Raw genomic sequence first — 23895 nt, 5'->3', positions numbered from 1 at the left:
TTCTATTTTTAGAATTAGCCTTTTTTATTCAACTATATTATTTTTTAATGCCCTCTAATAGTAGGCTAAAATGATCTCTAACTTCTGATTTGAGATCAAAATCAGGATATCGTATACACCACTCATAGGTGAGCCCCCTTATGGCAACGATACATTGTTTAGTAATTACCTCTACAGGGCTAGTAGATTTAAACTCCTCTTTCTCAATACCGATACTGATTATTTTATTAAATGTTTGATATAAATCCCTAGAATATTTTAAAGATTCATCAATATTAATTTTTCTTGTTATCTGTGCTTCATAGGTAGCTTTAATTAAGTCATAGCCCACTACATCTGTTATTGTAGTGGATATTTTCTCAGCAAATAAAATAAGTATATCTGATGGGTTAGTACTAGGGAGTAAAGATTCTACAAAATCTTTATAGTCTGAATCAACATCATCAACCAAATCAACACTAAGAGCATGAATCAGTGAGCTTTTAGAATCAAAATGAACATAAAAAGTCCCCTTAGAAACCCCTGCAGATTCTACAATTGAATCTACACTTACATTGTCAAAACCATAATTTTTAAACAAGAGGTAAGCAGCTTTATATATTTTATCCTTAGTTTCCAAAGCCTTCTTCTGTCTATTACTTAATTTCTCACTATCCATATACATCCTCCATAACCAATATAGACAGATTATACCATATTAAAATTAAAAACAACACCAGCAATAAGTTTAAAAAATGGTGCCAGGCACCATTTTTTAAACTTATTTTGCTTTTGTGCTTCGGTTGACCAATATTAAATAATGCTGTAAAATAATAAGAATAGGGCAACTTTATTTGACCATAAGGAGGAACACACTATGTACAATAATAAATTTAAAAGTATAATATTTATCCTTATCTTAGTATTAATTGCACCAAATTTTGCAGCAGCAGAGGATACAGCTGTAGAATCAGCAGCTGATGTAGAATTTTTTCTTGAAGTACTAGACTATATTAAAGAAAGCTACCCCTTTGAAATAGAAGAAAGAACATTAATCGAAGGTGCATTAAAAGGTATGCTCCAATCAGTTGACCCTTATAGTAACTACTATACTCCTGAAGAAGCAAATAGCTTATACAGTGGCTTGTCAGGAACTTTTAGTGGAGTAGGTATTTATATTGAAGAAAAAGACGGATATATAAATGTAAATAGCACAATGAAGGGGCAACCAGCAGAAAAGGCTGGAATACAAAAAGACGATTTAATTATAATGGTAAATGATATAGATATAAAAGACCTAGGAATAGAAAAAGTATCATCTATGATTAAGGGAGTAACAGGCACAAAAGTAACAGTTACAGTTAAAAGAGGAGAAAAACTTCACAGATATGAAGTAACAAGAGAAACAATAACTATTAGTCCAGTACATTCAGAAGTGTTAGAGGATAATATTGGATATATTCAATTAGAAGATTTTAGCTCCCAAGCTACTAAGGATATGAAAAAGGCCTTATCAGAATTTGATAAAAAAGGAATTAATAAAATAATCTTAGATCTAAGAGATAATCCAGGAGGATTACTAGATCAAGCAGTATCAATAGCTAAACTATTTGTCACAAAGGGACCAATAGTTCATACAAGAGGAAGTGATGATGAATTATTCACATATTCATCAAAACTAACTAAATCAAAATACAAACTTGTGGTTCTAGTCAATGAAAATTCTGCTTCTGCTTCTGAAATATTAGCAGGCGCAATAAAAGATAGAAAAGCGGGAGTATTAATAGGCACTAAAACCTTTGGAAAAGGCATAGTCCAATCTTTAAGCCCTGTTGTAGATGGCAGCTTAATAAAATTAACAACATCGGAATACCTAACACCAAATAAAACTTCTATTCATGGCAAAGGAATAGAACCAGATATACAAGTAAAAAATACAGCAACAGAAGATTTACAACTAAAGAAAGCAATAGGAGAGTTGAAATAATGTTATTTAGTAGTTTGATTTTTTTATTTGTGTTTTTACCATTATCAATCTTAATTTACTATATTTCTCCTCGTAAATTGAAAAATCTTGTTTTATTGACTTTTAGTTTATTCTTTTATGGCTATGGGGAACCAAAATATTTAATAGTAATGCTATTTTCAATAGGTGCAAACTATTTACTAGGTTTGCTAGTTCATATCTTTAGAGAAAGCAAAAGCAAACTAAAGCTAGTACTCATTGCAACAGCCTTAGTCAACCTTGGAATCATTGGATACTATAAATATGCAGATTTTATTATAACTAATATAAATGCTGGACTAGGGATGTCTCTTCCTATTATGAATATCATCATGCCTATTGGAATATCATTCTTTACATTTCAAGGTATGAGCTATGTAATAGATGTATATCGTGGAGAAGGGGTGGTGCAGAAGAACCCTCTAAATGTGGCCCTGTATATCTCACTATTCCCACAGCTTATTGCAGGACCAATAGTTAGATATGAGACAGTAGCAGAGCAAATCAACTATAGAGAAGAAACCCTAGATGGTTTTACCTATGGAATAGAAAGATTTATACTAGGACTGTCAAAGAAAGTATTAATTGCAAATACAGTAGGCTTAATTGCAGATGAAATTTTTAATTCTCCAATAAATGAGATGTCTACATTACTTGCTTGGATAGGAATACTATCATATACATTTCAAATATACTTTGATTTCTCAGGATATTCAGATATGGCAATTGGACTTGGGAATATGTTCGGTTTTAAATTCTTAGAAAACTTTAATTACCCATATATATCCAAATCTGTTAGTGAATTTTGGAGGAGATGGCATATTTCCTTAAGCACTTGGTTTAGAGATTATGTATATATTCCTTTAGGAGGAAATAGAGTTAATTCCTTAAAATATCTTAGGAATATAATAGTAGTATGGTTTTTAACAGGCCTATGGCATGGTGCAGCTTGGAACTTTATCGCCTGGGGACTATACTATGGTGTAATACTCATTATTGAAAAATTCATCATAGGAAAATACCTCAAAGAATTACCTAATTTATTTCAGCATATTTACACTATGATATTTGTAATCCTTGGATGGTTGCTATTTAGATCAGAAAACATTACATATGCATATAATTACTTTATGATAATGATAGGTCAAAATGATACATCGCTAATAAGCCAAAAAGCTTTATATTATTTAATGGAATACAAATTTGAGCTGGGACTAGCTTTTATAGCTTCATTTCCTCTATATCCTATGATTATTGAAAAAATAGATGGAAAAGATACATTCTTTAGTAAAGTACTTAAAGGACATGTAAAGCCAATATTATTGATGGGATTATTATTAACTTGCACAATGTACTTAATTAATTCAACATTTAATCCATTTATATACTTTAGATTTTAATTGGAGGTTTTTAAATGAACAAAAGGATACAAGCATCTATATATGAAGAGAAGAGACAAAAATTCAATTCTGCTATAACTACTTTTGCTGGCATAATAATCCTAAGCTTATTCATAATGACAATAACTTTTGCATTTTCAAGGGCAGAAGTGGATTTAGTGTTTATTAAATCTTATCTTACAGATATAGTGCTTATGGTGATGAATTTTATACCTATTTTTCTATTGATGTCTTTTATCTACTTAATATCCAATAGATTATGGATAAGCTTCACAGTGACCAGCCTATTATTTGTCATCATGTCTATAATTAATAAATTCAAATTAACCTATAGAGATGATCCATTTTCCTTTGTGGATGTCACATTATTCACTGAATCATTGATGATGGCAGACAAATATAAAATTTCTCTAACTCCATTGATGATAATAATATTCATATTATTAATAGGGATTGCTATTTTCTTGAAGAAGTTTTTTAACTATAAGATAGAATCAAAAGACAAGAGAATCTTAACCATACTTGTATTAATTCTCGTAAGCATAACAATATTTAAAGGATTCTACTTTAATCCCAAGATATATGCAGAAGTAGGAGATAAAAGCATAATAAACATCTGGGTAGAAACTGACCAATTACAATCAAAAGGATTTATCTATCCCTTTATATACAATATAGCTGATGCAAAAGACAATGTATTAGAAGGATATGATGAAGATAAAGCAAAAGAAGAACTAAATAAAAATAATTACCAAGATATCCCTCAAGACCAAAAGGTGAATATTATAGCTATTATGCTAGAGGCTTACAATGATTTCTCAGTATTTGAAAGTATGGAAGTAGATGAGACTGTATATGAAAACTTTCATAAATTGCAGGAAGAATCCATACAAGGCCATTTAATTACCAATGTCTTTGCAGGAGGAACTATAGATACAGAAAGAGGATTTCTAACAGGATATCATTCTCATCCCAAATACAATAGGAGAACAAACTCCCATATATGGTATCTAAAGGAACAAGGATATAGAACAGAAGCCATGCACCCTATTACTGGCTCCTTCTACAATAGGCGAAGTGTCAACGATTATATAGGATTTGATGCATATTATTATTATGAAAATAAATATAAAGAGATACAAGAGGCATATATGGATGATACGGATTTCTTTGACTCCATCATTGAGGGCTATGAAAACAGTAAGAAAAACAATGAACCATATTTCAATTTTTCAGTAACCTACCAAAACCATGGTCCATATCCTGCAGAAGATTATACGGATACTGAGTATCTAAAGAAACACAGCTCCTATGATCCTAGCACATATAATATCATTAATAATTATCTATCAGGAATAAGCAGAACAGATGAGGCTCTCAAGGAATTATTCGATTACTATAGAAATGAAGAAGAGCCAACAGTTATAGTTATATTTGGAGACCACAATCCATGGTTAGGCACAGATAGAGTAGGATATAATATGCTAGGCATTGATATAGATCTATCCACTGAAGAAGGATTTACAAACTATTTCCAAACACCCTATTTAATCTGGGGTAACAATGGAGCAAAAGAAACCTTCAACAAAGATTTTGTAGGACAAGGAAACACCATAGGACCTAATTTCCTAATGGCAGAACTATTCCAATACCTAGGCTGGGAAGGAAACGAATATATGCAGTATATAAGTAAACTAAAGGAAACAATAGATGTAACTAACGGTAACTTTTACAAAGAAAATGGAAGATTCACAAAAGAACTAGAAAACAAAGAACTGTGGAAAAACTTCAGAAATGTAGAACACTACTACAGCCACAACTACAAGAAATAAGTTTAAAAAATGGTGCCAGGCACCATTTTTTAAACTTATTATAGGAAATCAGAATCAATTTGTCCAAAATTATCTTTTTGCATGAGAATGATAAAATGATATACTTTATATAAGAATATTTAAGGGCGTGAAAAAATGGATGAAAGGTTTTATGATTTGATGGAAAAGTTATATTTAGAAATGCAATCCACAAGGACAGAACTTAAAGCAGAGATACAAGGAGTAAGGACAGAATTAAAAGCAGAGATACAGGAATTAAGGGATACTATGGCTACCAAGGCAGATTTGCAGGAATTAAGAGATACCATGGCTACAAAGGAAGATTTTGAGCTGGCAGTTGAAGAATTGAAGACTGAAATTCAAGTAGTCCATGATGAGGTAAAGGAATTAAGAAATGATTTTAATGTGGTAGAAATGGTAACAAGTAAAAACTCCCTAGATATATCAAAATTAAAGATATGTAGGGAAAATTAGATAGAAAAGCAGCTGGGAGAATATTCTCCTAGCTGCTTTCATCTTACAATAAGTTTAGAAAATGGTGCCTGGCACCATTTTCTAAACTTATTTAGGTTTTATGGAACTATAACAACAATATTTGCATGTTGATTACTATCACGAATCTCAAGTTTTACAAATGAATCTGCACCACTTTGATCCATACTTTCTGCTAACCAATCGGGCATTTTAGTATTACCGTCAGTGCAAGCTTCCCAGCCTACAACTCTATCAAGCGTCAAATAAATATTATACTCCATCTGAGCTGTAGTGCCATTTAGTTCATATGGGCTTACATGTTTACTAAGAGTTACATGACTTAGTTCTAAGTTTTGTGTAAAATCGATTGTTGCTATTTGACTTGCTAAAGTAATAGGATCAGCCTTTCTTCTTATCTGAAGGGTCTTTTTCCCGCTAAGATCTATATCTGTAAGCAACAACTCTCCTTGAATCCAATTTGTTGATTCACCAACTATTCTATACTGATAATTTTCCCAGTCTGTATTTCCCCCGTTAATAGAAGTAATATTGTTAGCCACATCATCAAAAGTCACTACAGGTGCAGAAGCTGCTGCTTTGATTACAAATCTTTCCTTACTTAATGATTCTAATTTGTCCACAGTAGCTGCCCTTCTAAACTCCAGGCTACCATCTGTAAAATGATAATTTATAGTAGTATTAGCAGCTAATTTTTGCCAGCTTCCTTTTTTGATCCTAAATTCAAGATTAGAAGAGGATGTATTGCTTATATTACCTACTGCAATATTAAAATCTAAATCGTCATCAATTGGAATATTCTCTCGACCTAAATCAACTAGCAAATGCTTCACATTAGCTGGTTTAGCCTTTTCTCTAATCCACACATTCATACCCTCTACAAATCCAATATTAGTACTAGAACCTGTGTTGCTAGTAGGGTTCCAAGATCCATCTAATCCATCACTTGAATTAATACTATATTCCATGGAGTTTGTGGTATTTTCTATCCTTCCCAAAGCAATATTAGCCTTTACATTGTCAAATGTCATACTCGCATCAAAATTAACATATTTTTCATTCCTAGGTAAAGTTTTATGAGTAGCTACCTTTCTTACAAATACCATTACTTTACCATCTTTTGTAGTATCCGTTGCAAAGTCACTAGCAGGTTTCCAGTTCCCATTGCTGCCAACCTTATATTCAAAATTGCTATCAATAGGTTTCCAAGTGGTGTCATAGTACTCTATACTCTTAGTTGCGCCTGTATCAACAGCTGTAATTTCTGGAGTATCTATGGATTTTGCTATAGTAGCTTTAATAATAGATCCAGATGTTAGATTCAAACCATTAGATTTAGTTCTAAATTCCAAATTTCCAGCCATAAAATTCACATCAGTTACTGGAGTTTTAGTGATTTCTATCCAAGGACCTTCTGCAATCCTATATTCAAGACCTATATCAGCAACAATCTTTTTGTTTATAATACTATAATCAATTTCACTTGGATTAGGTGCAGTAGCAGGAGCTATCTCACCCATAAATCTATTGTTAATATGGTTGTTTAACTGCCTAATCATTATCTTGTTACCTAATTTCATCTCAATAGCTGTTTCAGATTCTATAGCAGTTTTCCAGCTAGTACCATTATCTAGGCTATATTCCATAGATGTATTTGTACCTATAAGCTTACCGGCTTTTATAGTAACATCACCTAGATACAAACCATTCAGCCTAGAAGTAGATATAGAAGGCTGACCATTTGACCCAGTCGCTACTCTAACCCTTAAGTCATAATTAGTAGAAAGATCAATATTAGCTTCAGTGCCTATTATAGGAGTCCAAGTATCTTCATCAGAAGTCTTATATTCCATGGCATTATCCACACCTACTAACTTCACAAGGACCTTTCCAGCCACTGAATAATCGTAGCTTTCTATCTTTACACCTACAGGTGCAGAATCTACATTGCTTATTCTTATTATTCTCTCATTATCTATATGACCTGCTTTACCATCACGAAGGATAATTTGAGCTACATTAGTAGTATCCATTACTCCAACTAAAGGAGTAGTATCTTTAAGGCATTTATTCCAGCCCGCTTCTTTTCCATCAAGATATATAATCTTATATTCCATATCAGTAGTGGTGCCATTCAACTCATAAGGTTTAGTGTAATCACTTAAAGTTACAAGATATAGATCTAAATTCTTAGTGAACTTAACAAGGGCGATCTTACTTGCCAATGTAGTAGAAGTAGCCTTAATTCTAATTTCTACATTCTTATCACCAGATAAATCTTGAGTTGATAAGTGAATACCATTACTCCAAGTATTTGCAGAAGTAGAATCTACCCTATATTCAAATATGTCCCAATCAATAGAAGTCTTTGAGTTAATAGAATTAATAATGTTTATTGTATCATTATAATCTATAACTGGTGCAGACCCTTCAGCAGTTATAATATCAAAAGGTGAAACTTTTGTAACTGATATGGACTCTAAAGTAGTAGCTGTAGCGGATTTTCTAAACTCAAGTTTTCCAGCCTTTAGGCCTGCAGGCATTTTATCACTATTAGCATCAAGTCGAATCCAAGATTCTTCAGCAATCCTATACTCAAGATTTTGAGCACTTCCATTTGAAATCCTATTAGCTAGAACATCATAAGTTACACCTGCTAATACAGGAGCAGCTTCCCTCCCTAAGTTTTCAAACAATTTCCTAAATGTATTAGGTTTATCTTTTTCCCTAATATATAAATTCATACCTGGTACAAACTTAATATTAGTTTTACCGTTTGCAGCAGGAGTCCAGTTGCCATCTTTTCCAGTAGTAGAATCTGTACTATATTGCATCAAAGTCGTAGTACCGTCAATAACACCACCAGCGACATTAACACTAACATTAGTAAATGAAATATTCTTAGTAAAGTTAAAGTTTACCTCTTTACTAGCAACGGAGGTCTTAGTAGGTTTCTTTCTAACAAATACAGTGACATCCCCATTACGGCCTTCGTCAGTAGACAAGCTACCACCATTCTTCCAATCCCCTGTAGCGCCTAGCTTATACTCAAAAAGAACATCTAAATCATTAAAGATTCCATTATCAAAATACTTAATAGTTTTTGTATCATTATCAAACTTTAACTCAGGAGGGTTTATAGCAAGAGCTATCTCAGCTACTAAAATAGGAGCTGAAGGCAACTCGTTAGAATTTCCTCTTCTTCTAACTTCAACAAGACCAGGGCTAAACACTACATTATTTACAAGAGAATCAGCATCAGCAGATTTCTTATCTAAATTAAACCAATTCCCATTAGCAATTCTATATTGTAAGTCAACATCACTTTTATTAGTCATAGTCTTATCTAATATACTATAATCAACAAAGTCTTTTATATCAGTTGGCAATGGTGCAACTTGGCTTACTGTACCAATATATCTCTTATTTATCTCGCTATTTCCTTCTCTAATCCAAACTATATTATCTTTAGCAAAGCTAACTGTTGGATTAAGGGTCTTTGCAGCATTCCAGCTACCACCATTACCGTTTATATCAGAGTTTAGACTATATTGCATAGTTGTAGTAGCACCATCAATCTTACTTTGGCTTACATCAAGTTTTACATCTCCTAAGAATACTCCATTTAATTTAGGAGTAGCTAATGAAGGTAATACACCTGTTTCTCCTAATATTCCTTTTGTTCTTACAATGAGGATTGATGATGCATCCAAATCAGTTACTTTTTTGTCTGGTAAACCAGATAAATCAGACCATTCTAACCCATTATTCTTGCTATATTCTAGATTAGCTACTTCACTTTCTAAAGTTATATTGGCCAAGTACTTTTCATCTTTAAGCTTATACTCATATCCCTTAACCCTAACAAGAGGTGCAATAGGATGATTCAAATTAACTATTTCTTTAAATACTTTTGGTTGTACTTCTTCATCGACATAGATTCTTAGGGGACCAACTAATTCATTAACTCTATGGTTTATAGAGGTTACACTATGCCATTCGCCATTAATTCCATTAGTAGAATCTAAACTATACCTTATTTCTCCATATTCAAATCCAGAAGGCATAGATAGATAAATTCCATCGGCCTTTATTTCATACTTGACTAGACTTAAATCCATAGGAGTACCTTTTATATAAGGTAAAGAAAGCTCATTAGAATCAATAGAATTCAATTCTTTGACTGCAGTTCCTTTTACCACAAGTCTTACACTACCATCTACTAAACTACTAGAAGCAATACCAGTCATTTTAACCGCTAATTCTTTATCGGATAGCCTTGTAATTACAGGTTTTAATCCAGCAGGCATACCTATAATAGTTACATCTTTGTCAGTGATATTATCTTTTAAAGTAGAATTAGTTAATTTGACAGTCCAAGTGTCAGCACTAGCCAGTGGCACTTTGTTATCAGGAGCTTGCATTATTACCTTGTTATCTGGATTAACAAGTTCAGTGTCTACTTTTAGTACATTAGGATATATGGTAAACTTTGGAGTAGCTTCAACGGGTGTATCAGCACCTTGAATATAGCTTTCATCAATTGTCAATGAAATAACTTCCTTGTCACTACCATAGGCGACTCCATCTACTTTAGGTAAAGTAATAGTCACTACCCTTTCATTTGTTACCACAACAGAGCTAGGGTTTGCAATTACAGCCGTCTTTATTTTAGCCCAATTAGTATTTGGTTGATCAATATCAGCAATACCTTCTACAAAAGAATCGTTTAGAATTTCCTTAACATCCATGTTCCAAAAAGCATCTGTAAGGGTCAATACAATAGTGGCACCGCCAACTTTTATATCTTTTTCCCTAATTATATTAGACACTACAGTTCCAGATATGTTAACCTCAAGAGTTGGCTTTATATTTATAGAATTACTTGCAATTACAGGATTGATAGCGCCCTTGATAGGTTCAAATGGAACTACAAGACTTATACTTTGCTCTTCTGATATATTATATCCCTCGGTGGCAGGTATTCTAATGTTAATTTTATTGCCCTCCACAAATATATTTCCAGGACCCCCAGTTTGTAAAGCACTTACTACCTTAAGCCATTCTGTATTCTGTTTGTCAGCTCTTAGGCCTGCATAAAGTTTGTTTCTAATATTTGCATCATATTTAACATCATTCCATTCATCAACACCTTTAAGAGTGAAGGAAATAATTTGCCCCCCATTCTTCACACTACCTTCCAGCAAAGATTGACTTTCAACTTCAACTTCGCCTTTCTTAATATCAGTATCTTTAATTACAAAGGCTTTATAAGATTTTATTTTCATATCTCCATCAACCTTGTAAATCATTAGATGAGTTCCTGCTTTTCCGCTTATACCTACATTCTCAGATACAATATAGTTAGTAGCACCATATAATACATCATCGAGGGCAGGGGCAGGAATTAATTTAGTATCAGTTTTATACATATAAGAAGAATCAGTACCAATAAATTTGACCCTATCAATAGAATCACCAGGTCCAATATTCACAGCTAATGGAGGAGCAGATGCTCTAACATCATCAGATGTCACTAGAATCTGAGCATAAGCCTTGGTAAGGCCATTGCCATCAGTAGCCAACAGAAGTATATAACCATAATCTGAACCATTTCCAATAGTTACATTTCCATTAGTTGGTAGATTTACTCCTTCAAGTTTCTGATTAAAATACGGAATATTTTCTCCTGTAAGCTTAGTATCTATCAGCTTATACATCCATTTCCAACCAGTATGAGGAGAGCCTTCAATACCACCACGATTTAAGTCATAGAGTCTAGTGCTACCAGGATTAACTCCTTTTTCAATTTTATAATTATCAGTATTCATTTCCTTTGCATTGATACTTCTTACTTGTTCTTGTCTTAATTGAATATTTGCGTATCCATTTATCTTGTCATCAATATCAGTTCGAACCAACAATATCCACTTATTTGGACTAACATTAGCAATATTATCACCAACATTGTATTCGACAAATCCATCTTCAGATTTTGCAATCATTCCTGATTCAATAGTGCCAAGACTTTTATCACCTATTTTTACCATCCATTTTACAGCAGAAGGAGTATTATTATAGAACTTAGTAAACCTTGTACTATTTGCAATAGTACCAGGTATAGGGCCTTCGTAGTCTGTTATGGATTTCAGATTAGTAGCAGTAGCTGCAGTAACATTTTCTTCTTTTAACAATATATTCTTATATGCTAGTGCCCTTCTATTCTTATCGACAGATACAAGTACCAAATAATCATTAGGATTTGCAGTAATAGAAGATCCCAAAGTATAAGTCCTATATCCACCAGTGGTATTTATTACATCTTTATATTCAATAGGTGCAGGCTCTACGGCTTTAACTACTTTGTACCACCAAGTTGAATGTCCATCGATTCCCCCGGCATGTAGAGTACTAATTTTAGTAGTAGCAGGACCTGGTCCTTTTTCAGGAGTAGAGTAATGAGTGTTCTCCACAAGTTCCTTAGCGATAGGGTATTTAACATGTTCTCGTGTCAAAGGAATCATCGCATACCCTTTTATCTTAAATAAATCATCATTACCTTCTGTAGCAAGAATCAATAGATTTCTAGCGAAAACTTCTTCTGCCATAAGTTGACTTTCAGTAACCACAACAAAGTCAGATCCAGTAGTCAACTCATTAGTGTCAGTCATAAAAGAGTTTAACTCAGGTATATCAAATTTATCTTTGCTATAAATGTATCTCCATTTTACAGAAGCAGGCTGAGTATCAAATAAGTTGTCAAGTGAAGTAGAACTACTTAATGTAATATTAGTTTCACCTACATCACTACCTTTTTTAATATTTCTATAATGAGTCTCTGGTGATAATACCATTGCCAAAGGATCCTTTATCATCCCATCCTCAAGGGTTACTATCCCATAAGCTCTAACCTTACCAGCACTATCAGTAGCCAATATCATCAAATGACTTCCTGCAGTAGCCACTATATCTTGTCCAGCTACATAGTCAAGGCTTCCACCATAGATCCTATCAAGCTTAGGTTTCACATCTGTATCATTCTCAACAAAAGCATACATCCACTTGCTAGCACCAAAGCCCTCTAAACCCTTTAATTCAGCTATCTTTGTAGTACCACTTTTACCACCCTTTTCAGGAGCAGAAAAGTTATACTCAGTCTCGTCATCGATCTTCATAACAAGCTTCCCAGCCTCTAAAGCCCCAGAAACATTAGCATTACTTAGCTCAAAGACCTTATACTTCTCAATAATTCCATCTTTTACACTATATACAATTATATCTTTCTCAAAACCATCCATATTATCCTGTTCAGCTTCATTAGCTAATACTAGTTCCATTCCAGAAGTATAAGCTAAGGAACCAGCAAAAGTACTATCTTGGAAAACTTCACCTACAGGAGAATCAAGAATCGCCACTTTCCAAGTACCCACTGGAAGCCTACTAACCACAGTAGCACCTGACTTATTTTTACTATCCTCAAACTTAGCATCAATATCTTCACCCAAAGCTGCATCAACTTTTACCCTAGGTTTCTTCAACATGTCAGCAGTAATCTTTATATTAGCATAAGCCTTGATCCTATTTGAAGAATCTGCCGCACAAAGCAATATATATTTACCTTCTGCAATAGCAATATCCTTCCCAGCTGTATATATTTCCCCATCTTTAAGCTCATCATTAGTACTGAAAGTTACAGGAGCTTCTACAATCTTGTACAGCCATTTTGTAGAAGAAACACTACTAGGTCTAGTTAATATCATAATCCTTGTAGTATGTTCAACAAGTCCAGGTATAGGAGTAGAATAATTGTCAGGGCTCTTTAGCTTAAGAGCATCAGTATTGCCAATATATTCTTCGATTTTACCTTTGTTAGGATCAGTGATTTGCTCAAATGTCTTAGCCACATCGGAAGTAGCTTTACTCAATGCAGCGCCAACCGTGCCTGCATTGGTTTTCAAATATTCTGCTAAATCTTCAGGCTTAACTCCACTTGCTATCAATGAGCTTACATAGGCTAAATGAGCATTTTCCTCATCAACCACATTGACATATTTAGTGACACCATCGATAGTTTCTTCTCTATAATATTGACTAAGGAATTCAGGACTTCCTATATTATTCATTACATCATTTATTAAAGCATCAGTATCGCCAGCCCTATAAATTTTCTTCAATCCAGTGTGGATTACATCTCTATCAGCTGCAAAGGAAGGAATAGAGCCAAGTAACATAGTAAATACCAATAGCCAAATAAGAACTTTTTTCATATGCACACCTCCATTATTGTAGTTTTGATTTTAGGATTAAATTACCTTTATTGTTGTACACTTCATATCTATATCCACTTAGTTTTGCAACTACACTAATATCAAACTTATCAATTGAAAAGGAGCCGCTCTTCCCTAGGATTGAATCTCCATAGAAAGTTCCATTTTCAGATAACAATACAACCTTATATCCTGTGAAATCATCACTACCTTTCAATATCCCACTAAATACTCCTGAAATAGTAGTGTTAAATTTTACATTAGTCATAGAGATATATTTCGTAGCTTCCTCTATAACTTCTTCTAGCTCAGTATTATTCAAGGACTTATATAGAGTATAATCTTGACCCTTGATATTTGTATTCAAAGCCTTTACCATAGTGGAAAGGACAATCTCCCTAAGGACTTCTTCATCCTGAGATATGTACATATCGGCAAGTCCAATCTCCAAAGCTTTTTTATAATAGTCATCAGGATACTTTACAAAATCAATGCCATCTTTGTAGCCTAAGGCTCTCATAAATACTGCAAGTAGTTCAACATAGGTTAAATTACCATTAGGATGGAATAAATCCTTAGATTTACCAGAGATTAATCCTTGTTTTTTTGCCATTTCAACATAAGGAGTAGACCAATCATTGACATCCTTAAATGAGGACTTTCCAGTATATTCTTTAGCCTTTGCTTCAAGACCTACCATACGAATAGCTAGAGTAGCCAGCTCTGATCTCTTAATTTTTTTATCAAGATTTAATCCACCTACACCGAAATATCCTTTTTCAACTATCCAATCTTTTGTTGCCATTCCTTCCCCATATATAAAAGAGGGAAGGAGCAGCATTAAGGAAAGAATGATCAATATAATTCTTTTCAAAACTACCACTCCCTTACCATTATTATTAATTCAAATTCTTCTCTAAGACTAAGACGTTGCTATCGTTATATACTCTATACTTAAACCCAATGATTTTATCAATTGGACTCAGCTGAGTATTAGGGAAAGAGAAATCTCCGTTGCTAGAAGTAGCAATCCTGTCCCCTATAGGAACTCCGGATTTACTCAATAGCTCCACTTCATATCCATTTAAATCACTGATTTTATTGCTAGTTACTCTACCACTGAAAATCAATCCAAACATAGTATTGAACTTTAAGTCTGCAATAGCAAAAGTAGTTTCACCTTGACTGCCACCTTTATTTACTATAACAGTATATATTTTCTCTGCCTTGTTAGCTTCTTTCACAGAAATAGTAATAGTGGTTGAAGCTCCACTTAAAGGAACAGCTACACTAGTTCCAGTAGCTACAGCATTTCCATTGGCAGTAATCACACCTGCATTAGCAGTAGGCGTAATATCTATAGAATTTATATCTGTATCTACATTTACTTTATAATCTCTCTTAGCATTGGAGAATCCAGTATCCAAAGAGCCTGGATTTACAACTAAAGCAGTTAAACCATAGGATAAATTTTCATCTCTTATTACAGTATAAGTAAAAGTAGATTCAGGTCCTGCTCCTAAGCCTGTTTTATATCCAAAGGCATTAATTGTAGTATCCTCTGTGATTACAATACCTTGATTATCATATAAAATACCCGTATCAGTAGTAGGAGTGCTACCATCCTTAGTATAATAAATACTTGCTGAAGGAGTGTCGGTGTATAAATATACCTTTTCACCTTCTACTATTTGTCCACTATTTGGACTAGCCATTACAAGCGATACCACCTCTTGGTAAGAATCGAAATCTGTAATCATTACTCCATTTTTATCCACTACTTCAGTAGATACATTGGCATCCCACAGAGAAAGAACAAAGCTTACAGCATTGTGAATATTTGAACTCAATCTTTGCTTACCATTATCCCCTGATTTAATCCATTTATCTTCATCTACAGAGAAATCAGTTTCAATAGATAAATAATAATTTTTCATGTCCTTATCATATAAGGAATAATTCATTCTAAAACTGTTGTTTCCATGAGAGAAATACCCATAATTGTTGATGATATGCTTTTCAGTTTCCTCTAATAGAGCATCTGAACTAATTCTATTTTCACTAATATAAAAATCAATTGGTAAAATATCTCCAAGATAAACCACCTTGCCATGTACTGCTAAATCAGGATAGATAGCTTTAATCTTTTGATTAAGGGATTTTAGATATCCCATTCTCATAAATAGAGACAGTTTGTTAAAATTATCAGAGCTTGGATATACAATTAACTCTATATTGTCCCCTGTAATTTTTACATCATAAGTTAAATTATAATTAAGATACTTAGGTAATTCCTTATTCAATACATCAAGTAAATTATCGGGACTAGATTTCCTATCTGGAACAAGCTTGCTATTGGTGAAATCAAAGAAGATATCACTGTCCTTAGTATAGAAAGTAAGATAATTTTTCAAACTAGAACTTGAATAATAAGTATAATATGGATTCCTTATGGCACCAGATATGATTGCCTCATCATCATAAAGCTGTATAACAGCAGTATAAATCCTCCAAATCCATTGCTCCACATCAGACCTTCTTAGCTTAGTCCATTGAGCATTTTTAGCTCTTGGGAAGCTAATATCTAAATTAACCCAATTTGATTGTTGCATCACATCAAAGCTTACATCGATATCCCCAATTTTCTTAAAATGCTTATTCAAATAATCTTCTAAATCTGCAATATCTCCTATCTTCTTGTAAGGTAACTTATAGTTTTCGAAAAGATTTTTCTTCTTTTCTACTTCAGTTTTTTGCAGATCCAAGAGATAATTTCGACCTTCTCTTATAGCTAGCAATGTTTCTGTTGTAGAGTATAAATTGTGTTCAATCAATATTCCATTAGCATCAATATTTACACTAGTCTTGTCCTTACCCATACTAGGAGTAATATACAAATATGGAGCAATGGAGTCCAATCCTACATAAATGTCATTATTATATCTCAACACTTCACTATCCAAATTTAATTTCTTTCCATCCAGATAAATCGAAATATTTCCAAAGCCAACTTTAATACTTCTAATAGAAGAATTCATCTCATACTGAATACCAGCAGGACCTTGTCCCTTTAGAGCACGAACCTCATCCTCTAAGTTTTCGATTATCCTTTCCTTAGCTTCAATCTCATAGCCCCTTTGGAATACTATGGATTGATTAGAAGAAGCATTTATTTTCCCCTTGGAAGTAATGTTGATAGTATTGCCTCTGACACTAACTCCCATCTCTAAACCTTTAGCCAAATCCAATAAAGAAACATAAAGATTGTCATCATATATAAAACTTTCCTTATGACCGCTAATTCTCTTGCTATTTACCTTTAACTGGAAATCCCCAAAGAGAGCATCAACTTCTTTTACATAACTTTTACCTTCAACATTAATGGGAATGAAGGAAAATAACATGATCATTGACAAAAATAAAGCTAAACTCCTACGCATAAAAAATCCCCCCGTCCTTTCTAAAATTGGAACATTCCTCAATAGATCTGTCATTCCGAACATAGTGAGGAATCTTGTGTTTTTAATACTTATAAGATTCTTTGTCTATGGCTCTGAATGACAAAACTTAGATTTTCGATGATCTCAAGTGAATAACTATTCACTTTTCACTATCCTTATATTATATCGGCACAAATCACAGATTTATGTACAATAAAGATAAAGAAAAGACAATTTTTGTCGATAATAATTACAGTAATCATGAATTAAAAAAACGAGGGGGCAGGATCCATGACTAAATTTAAAAAACTAATATCCTACATTTTAATAATCTCAATACTACTTCCACTACTTCCCGTAGGACAAATAACAGTACATGCCTATGACGAAGACAAGTATTCAATATCGGAAGTAATATTGTATAAAATATATGATAAGAATCGTCAGTCAATAGGACGTGTCCTAACAATCAATGGTAAATTTCTAAAGGACGCAGATGTATCCATGATAACCAATACAGGAAATGTAGTCCTTACCAATAGACAGACTAATACAGAAACAACATTACAATTCATATTAGCTACAGACCAAGTAGGTAGCAAAATTAAAGTAGGATCTACAGAAATAGATCTAAATGAAGGATCAATGCCAACACTTACTCAAGTATCCCCAGAAGTAAAATCAGGATACGAAGGAGAACTGACACTAAAAGGAACAAACTTTTCAGAAATAGATGGATATAATATCACAGCTAAAATATATAAAGAGGGAGCTACTCAAGATATATCAAATGATTTTTCAGCAGGTAGCGAAGAAGCAACAATAAATAATATAACCTTACCCCTAGGCTTACAGGATATAGTATTCGAAAGAAATACAGAACAATATAAGACATTTAATGATGCCAACCAAAATGTACAAGTAAAAGTAAAAGTAACTTACACATATAAAGATCAGTTCCTCCTATATCAAGAAATAGCAGTAGATAATCTACAAATGACACCAAATAGAGGCTCAAAAGGAGAGACAATTTTCTTAGAATCTCCAGTAACAGGTACAACTGTAGATTTAAGAGAGTATGATATATTCTTTCTTTCGGCTATAGATGGTACAGATAGCTACAAAGTATCAAATAGAGGTAAAAATAGAACATTTCAATCCAAAGTTGTAAAAGATGGAAAAGAATATAATATACTTACAGCACAAATACCAGACATACCAGTAGGAGAATATTTTGTAGTCCTTACAAATATTGCCAACGGTACAGACCCTGGTAAACAAATTACACAAAGGAAAGTATTAGACCAAAAGTTCACGGTAATAGACGGCACAAAAAAACCATTTATTCAATCTGTACTACCAGCATCTGGACCAGATACAGGATCTAATACTACAATAAGTGGTAAGTTTTTAGGTACAATGAATATAGATGAATTTACTCTTGATGATCCTACTGTAAAACCAACAATAAGTGGAATAGGTGCAAATCCAGAAGTACTAACCATAAATTATGGAGCAGGAACTTATGGAACTTTAAAAGAAGAAGTTACCGCAACAAGGGAAATAAAAGTAACCATAGGTGGTGTAGCTACTTTCTTAAAGAAAGGTACAGCTTGGGATGTAGACTTTAATCCTGCCTTAGACAAGCTTACAGTAAGGACATCTCAAGTGACCATAGGAGACAATAGCCCTATAAAAGATGTAGTAGTAGAGACTACAACTACATTTACAAAATCAAATGGGGAAAAAATAATAGTTAGAGAAAGAGCAGAGAAGAAGGGAAGCTATAGATATATTTTAAGTACCATACAACCAGAGATAGTATCCATTACACCAGAGAAAATTCAAGTTATACCAAAGGACTTAGAGTATGAAATACCAGAGGATAGAATGTTTGCTATCTATGGAAAGAACTTTATGCTTCATAAATATAGAGATGATAGCGGAGCAGAAATATATAGATATCCACGGATACAAATAGGAGATATCGTAATAGACAAAGACACGAATCCAGATGCATATATTAGGATATTCAGTGACAAAGGAGCAGAATTAGATGGTACTGAAAACAATGATATAGGTATAAAGATATTAGTCATGCTTCCAAAGGGGGCAAAAGTATCTAAAGCTACAAAAGAAGCAGTATCAGTACAAAACCCAGTTAGAAACTCTATGACCTTAGGTCTTACAGATATCAAGCCAGATTTTGTAGAATTTGTAGTACCAGAATCAGGCACCATACCAGTTATCAATACAGTAAAGCCAGATACAGTATCCATAGATGGAGGAGAAACAGTTACTATCACAGGTAATAGCTTCCAAGGAGATGTACAAGTAATCATAGATGGGGAAGTAGTCAAAGGTGTGAAGAGAAAAGAAGATGGTACAGAAATCACCTTCCCAGCACCAAAAGGTAGAGAAGGAGAGACTCAAATTCAGGTAATGAACCCATCAGGGGGAATGGATACAAGACCATTCTTTTATGTAAAGACCTTTACCAATCCAAAGATAATAGATTTTAACCCAAAGAAGGGTAATTCAGGCACCATAGTAATGATTAAGGGAGAAAACTTTCTTAGACCAGACCCTATGGGTACAGAAGAAAATGTATTTAGATTAATAGGTACGAGAGTATTCTTAGATGATCTTGAATTAAATGAATACAATAGAAATCCACAAAACAATAGAATACAGTTAGTCGATTACCAACCAGATGCTCCAATATTTGAAATCAAGGACAAAAAAATAGATGTAAAACCATATTATCAAGGGATACTTCTAAAGGATGTAAACAATAAAAAATACATCCTAACAGTAAGTACCAAGGGAGAAATATTGCTATCAGATGGTGGACTAAATAACTACGATATAACCATAGCTTCAAATGATGAAAGCAAAATCATAGCTAACAAACAAGGTGGACTAGTTCACACTGTAAATGTAGCGGACAATCATATAACTTTAAGGGCATCAGATGGAACAGAATTAGAACTATCTTATATCACGCCATATAAGGTAAATAATACTGAAATAGTAGGGCAAAAAGTTAAGGTAATAGATGGAGAGACTATCTACTTTACAGTACCTATTATGAACAACCATCCAGAAGGCTATAAGGACTTAACCATAATAAACCCTGATACTAAAAAGGATGCAAAAACAGGCAATGCAGGCTTCTTCTTCGTCAAACAACCAGAGAGAAGACCAGAGATCTATGATGTAATACCAAAGGAAGGTTCAGTAGCAGGTGGATACGCAATAGAAATAATAGGGAAAAACTTTGAGACAAATACAGCAACTAAACCAAAGGTATATATCAATGCAGTAGAAGTGCCAGCAGCAGATACAACAGTAAATATAGAAGGTACAAGAATAACGGTTATTGTACCAAAATATGTAGGAGATTTGAAAAAGGACAAAAATACAGACAGATGGCCAGTGCCAGTAGTAGTACTGAATCCAGATGGAGGTACAGCAAATGACGAAAAAGGATTCTTCTATGTAATACCATCCAGTAGTCCACAAATCACAAAGATATCCCCAGTAAAAGGCTCTGCAGCAGGAGCTGAAATAGTGGAGATATGGGGAAAAGATTTTAGATATTTTGAACCATATGATGATTTAAATGGAGACTTATACTACGAAGTAGGAGAGACCTTCAACGATTTGTATATAAATGATATATGGGATGATTTGAGAGACTTAGGTATAAAGGATTGGGATAAAAAAGCAGGACTAACTAAATTTGAGCCAGCTCATCCTAAGTTTGACCATTACTATAATTCTCCAATACTTCCAAAGATATATTTTGGCAACAAGGAAGCTCAAATAGTAGAATTTAACCTAGGCTATATCAAGGTATTAGTACCAGCTCATGCACCAGGTAAGGTAGATGTATTCCTATTGAATAATGATGGAGGAATATCTGCTAAAACACCTTATACTTATGAGGCAACTAAGGTGGCCATTACAGATGTAGTGCCTGACAAAGGTCGTAAAGAAGGTGGAGACAAGGTAGAAGTCCATGGAACAGGCTTTGCTCCTACCAATGTATATGTATATAAGGACAATAACATAGCCTATCCACAGACCATGCCATTGATTAGATTAGGCAATATAAGCAATAGAAATATAGATAGAGAAAAAGATAATAGTGGTTTAATTAACAACCAAAAAGCTACAGTAGAACTATTGGGAGGACTAAAGGTAGAATACAACGGTCACTATAAAACTCTAGCATTTACAATTGAAGAAGGCGGAATAGAATATAAGAGAACCATTACAAACTATGATAACAAGGAAAGATATCTACCAATGGAATTACTTAAATCAGGAACTAGCAACTACTCAGGAAAAGAATTAGTAAGAATTGCCATAGAAGATGGTAGACTATTAGTAGATAGGGGATATGCACCAAAGACTACATTTGTAAATAATACCCATGTAAGCATAGAGACACCATCATACTACACTGTAGGTAAGACCCCGATTTTTATCATCAATCCAGATGGTGGTACAGGTAGTGGAGACTTTGAGTACAAAAACCCAGACTCTAAGCCAGTCATTACAAATATTACAAGAGACAGTAGACAACCAATAGAGGAATTTAGAAAAGAGATAAACGGCAATGCAAGAGTTCTAAAAGTAAATTATAAAGGCGGAAGTATAATAACAGTAGAGGGTACAGACTTTAGAGATAAGGCTATTATCAAAGTATCCAACTTGCTAACCATAGGGGAAGCTGCAATAGAATATGACCTTCCTACAAAACTTACTTTCACCATGCCAGCTCTACCAGAATCACAAGTAGGCAAGCTATTGCCCGTAGTAGTACAAAACACAGATGGGGGCTCAGCCCTATCTGATAAATTAAACCCACCAATATTCATAGAAATCACTAAGGGAGAATCAGACCCAGAAACTACTACAATAACTCCAGCTAAAGGATCTGCAGCAGGAAGTACAAAAGTTGTCATTACCGGCTCTGACTTTAGAGAAACTATGAAAGGCTACGAAGGAGAAAAACTAAGAGTATATTTTGGTGAAGTAGAAGCTACAGAAATAACCAAGATTACACATAACTCAATAGAACTACTGACACCAGCATCTACAAGACTTGGAAAGGTATCCATTAGAGTAGAAAACCCAGATGGCACTATGACATCAGGAAACATTAGCTTTGAATATATATCTAAGCCAGCAATACAAACAGTATCTCCAAATAAACTATTTACAAATGACACAGAAACAGAAGTAACCCTAACAGGTACAATGTTTCAAGATGGCGCAAAGGTCATAGTAGGAGCTACAATAGTAGATAAAAAACACATTACAGCAGAAATGCTTCTCAATGGTGAAGGTATCATAGGTGTAGATGCTAACAATGTCAATAGAGAAGTAGGAGTAGTAGGTGGAGTAGAAGCAGCAACTATCATAGTAGAGAATGATAAGGTAATTAAAGTAACCTTCCCTGAGACAAACGATTTGGCTAATTCAAGCTTGATAATCATCAATCCAGATGGAGGAGTATCAGACCCATATGATAACTTTAGCTATGAAATACCAGTGCCAACGAGACCATTAGTCCTAGAAGGAATACCAGGATATGAGTCTACAGTACAATTGATTTGGTCAAAATCAGCTGAATCTGTCTTAAATAGAGCGACTTCATTCGAAATATATGGAAGATTGACTAAAGAAAAGGAAAACAACTTCATAGGAAGCACCACAGAGGCAGAATTTTTAGTGAGGGGTCTAGAAACAGAGACTGAATATACATTTATGGTAAGAGCATTAAATAAATACGGTGCAGCCATAGACTTTGCTACAGTTACAGTGAAGACTTTAGACATTCGCCAAGATAAAAAGCTAAAGGAAAAAGAAGAAAAACGAAAAGAAGCAGAAAATAAATTAAAAGAAAATGGCAATGAAGAAACCATTAATGGAAGGTTAAATATTACTCTAGGTACTTCAATATTTAAAAATGGAGCAGGAGCCTTAGACCTATCCTTAGCAAAATATAGAAATCAAAATAAAATTACAGTACTAGTACCTATAGAGCTAGCAAGAAAGGATAATAGATTAACCATCAAAGATGGAACAATGACCACTGTCATCAATGTAAGGGATATGTATACCCTTTCAGTCAGCAAAGCAGATAAAGGAGATAAGGATGCATATCTAAGGATCCATATAGACATAACAACAGGAACTCATCTTCCAAGAGGCACAAAAGCAGCTTCTAAAGCATATGAGCTATCATTTGACTATATATATGGAAAGAACACATTGAGTATCAATGAACTGCTAAGACCAGGTAAACTATTCCTAGAACAAGATACCATAGTTTATCCCAATACAAAGAGCAGCAGTATATATATAATAAATGAAGAAATTCAAGAATATCAAAAGCTTAACTCTACAACAGTAGAGATAAAGGGTAGGAGTAAACTAATACTCCTATCCAACAGATAAGGAGAC

General features: G+C 33.7%; 9 protein-coding genes. 5 read left to right on the top strand and 4 right to left on the bottom strand.

The annotated features are described in order from the left end of the window. Positions 1–37: 37 nt before the first annotated feature. On the bottom strand, positions 38–658 hold the full coding sequence (locus RIN63_RS13390) for a TetR/AcrR family transcriptional regulator (protein WP_310445246.1): 621 nt from the start codon (positions 656–658) through the stop codon (positions 38–40). Positions 659–856: 198 nt separating this feature from the next. On the opposite strand from RIN63_RS13390, the gene RIN63_RS13385 reads away from it, so the two are divergent. The 4 genes from RIN63_RS13385 to RIN63_RS13370 all read left to right on the top strand — a co-directional run bounded on the left by RIN63_RS13385 (position 857) and on the right by RIN63_RS13370 (position 5690). Further along, positions 857–1966: a S41 family peptidase gene (locus RIN63_RS13385; RefSeq protein ID WP_310445245.1), complete on the top strand. Its 1110-nt coding sequence runs from the start codon at positions 857–859 to the stop codon at positions 1964–1966. After that, positions 1966–3384 carry an MBOAT family O-acyltransferase gene (locus RIN63_RS13380; protein ID WP_310445244.1) on the top strand — a complete coding sequence of 473 codons (1419 nt, stop codon included), beginning with the start codon at positions 1966–1968 and terminating at the stop codon, positions 3382–3384. The genes RIN63_RS13385 and RIN63_RS13380 overlap by 1 nt, the downstream gene beginning before the upstream one ends. Before the next feature lie 14 nt (positions 3385–3398). After that, a complete protein-coding gene (locus tag RIN63_RS13375) occupies positions 3399–5216 on the top strand; it encodes a sulfatase-like hydrolase/transferase (RefSeq protein WP_310445243.1) in 1818 nt (605 codons plus the stop codon). A 135-nt stretch (positions 5217–5351) separates the two neighbouring features. After that, positions 5352–5690, top strand: a complete 339-nt coding sequence (locus RIN63_RS13370) for a hypothetical protein (RefSeq protein ID WP_310445242.1) — start codon at positions 5352–5354, stop codon at positions 5688–5690. Positions 5691–5788: 98 nt separating this feature from the next. Here RIN63_RS13370 and RIN63_RS13365 read toward each other — a convergent pair whose 3' ends face one another. The 3 genes from RIN63_RS13365 to RIN63_RS13355 form a co-directional block, all read right to left on the bottom strand. Continuing rightward, positions 5789–13975, bottom strand: coding sequence for a hypothetical protein (locus RIN63_RS13365; RefSeq protein WP_310445241.1), 8187 nt, complete (start codon positions 13973–13975; stop codon positions 5789–5791). Positions 13976–13988: 13 nt separating this feature from the next. Further along, positions 13989–14780: an S-layer homology domain-containing protein gene (locus tag RIN63_RS13360; protein ID WP_310445240.1), complete on the bottom strand. Its 792-nt coding sequence runs from the start codon at positions 14778–14780 to the stop codon at positions 13989–13991. A gap of 94 nt (positions 14781–14874) precedes the next feature. Beyond that, a complete protein-coding gene (locus RIN63_RS13355) occupies positions 14875–17415 on the bottom strand; it encodes a chitobiase/beta-hexosaminidase C-terminal domain-containing protein (protein ID WP_310445239.1) in 2541 nt (846 codons plus the stop codon). A 291-nt stretch (positions 17416–17706) separates the two neighbouring features. Here RIN63_RS13355 and RIN63_RS13350 point away from each other — a divergent pair, with 291 nt between their 5' ends. Then, a complete protein-coding gene (locus RIN63_RS13350) occupies positions 17707–23889 on the top strand; it encodes an IPT/TIG domain-containing protein (RefSeq protein ID WP_310445238.1) in 6183 nt (2060 codons plus the stop codon). Positions 23890–23895 lie beyond the last annotated feature (6 nt).

The sequence above is a fragment of the Tissierella sp. genome, from assembly GCF_031460495.1.
GTDB lineage: Bacteria > Bacillota > Clostridia > Tissierellales > Tissierellaceae > JAVKTS01.
This window is presented reverse-complemented; position numbering and strand designations above follow the sequence as displayed.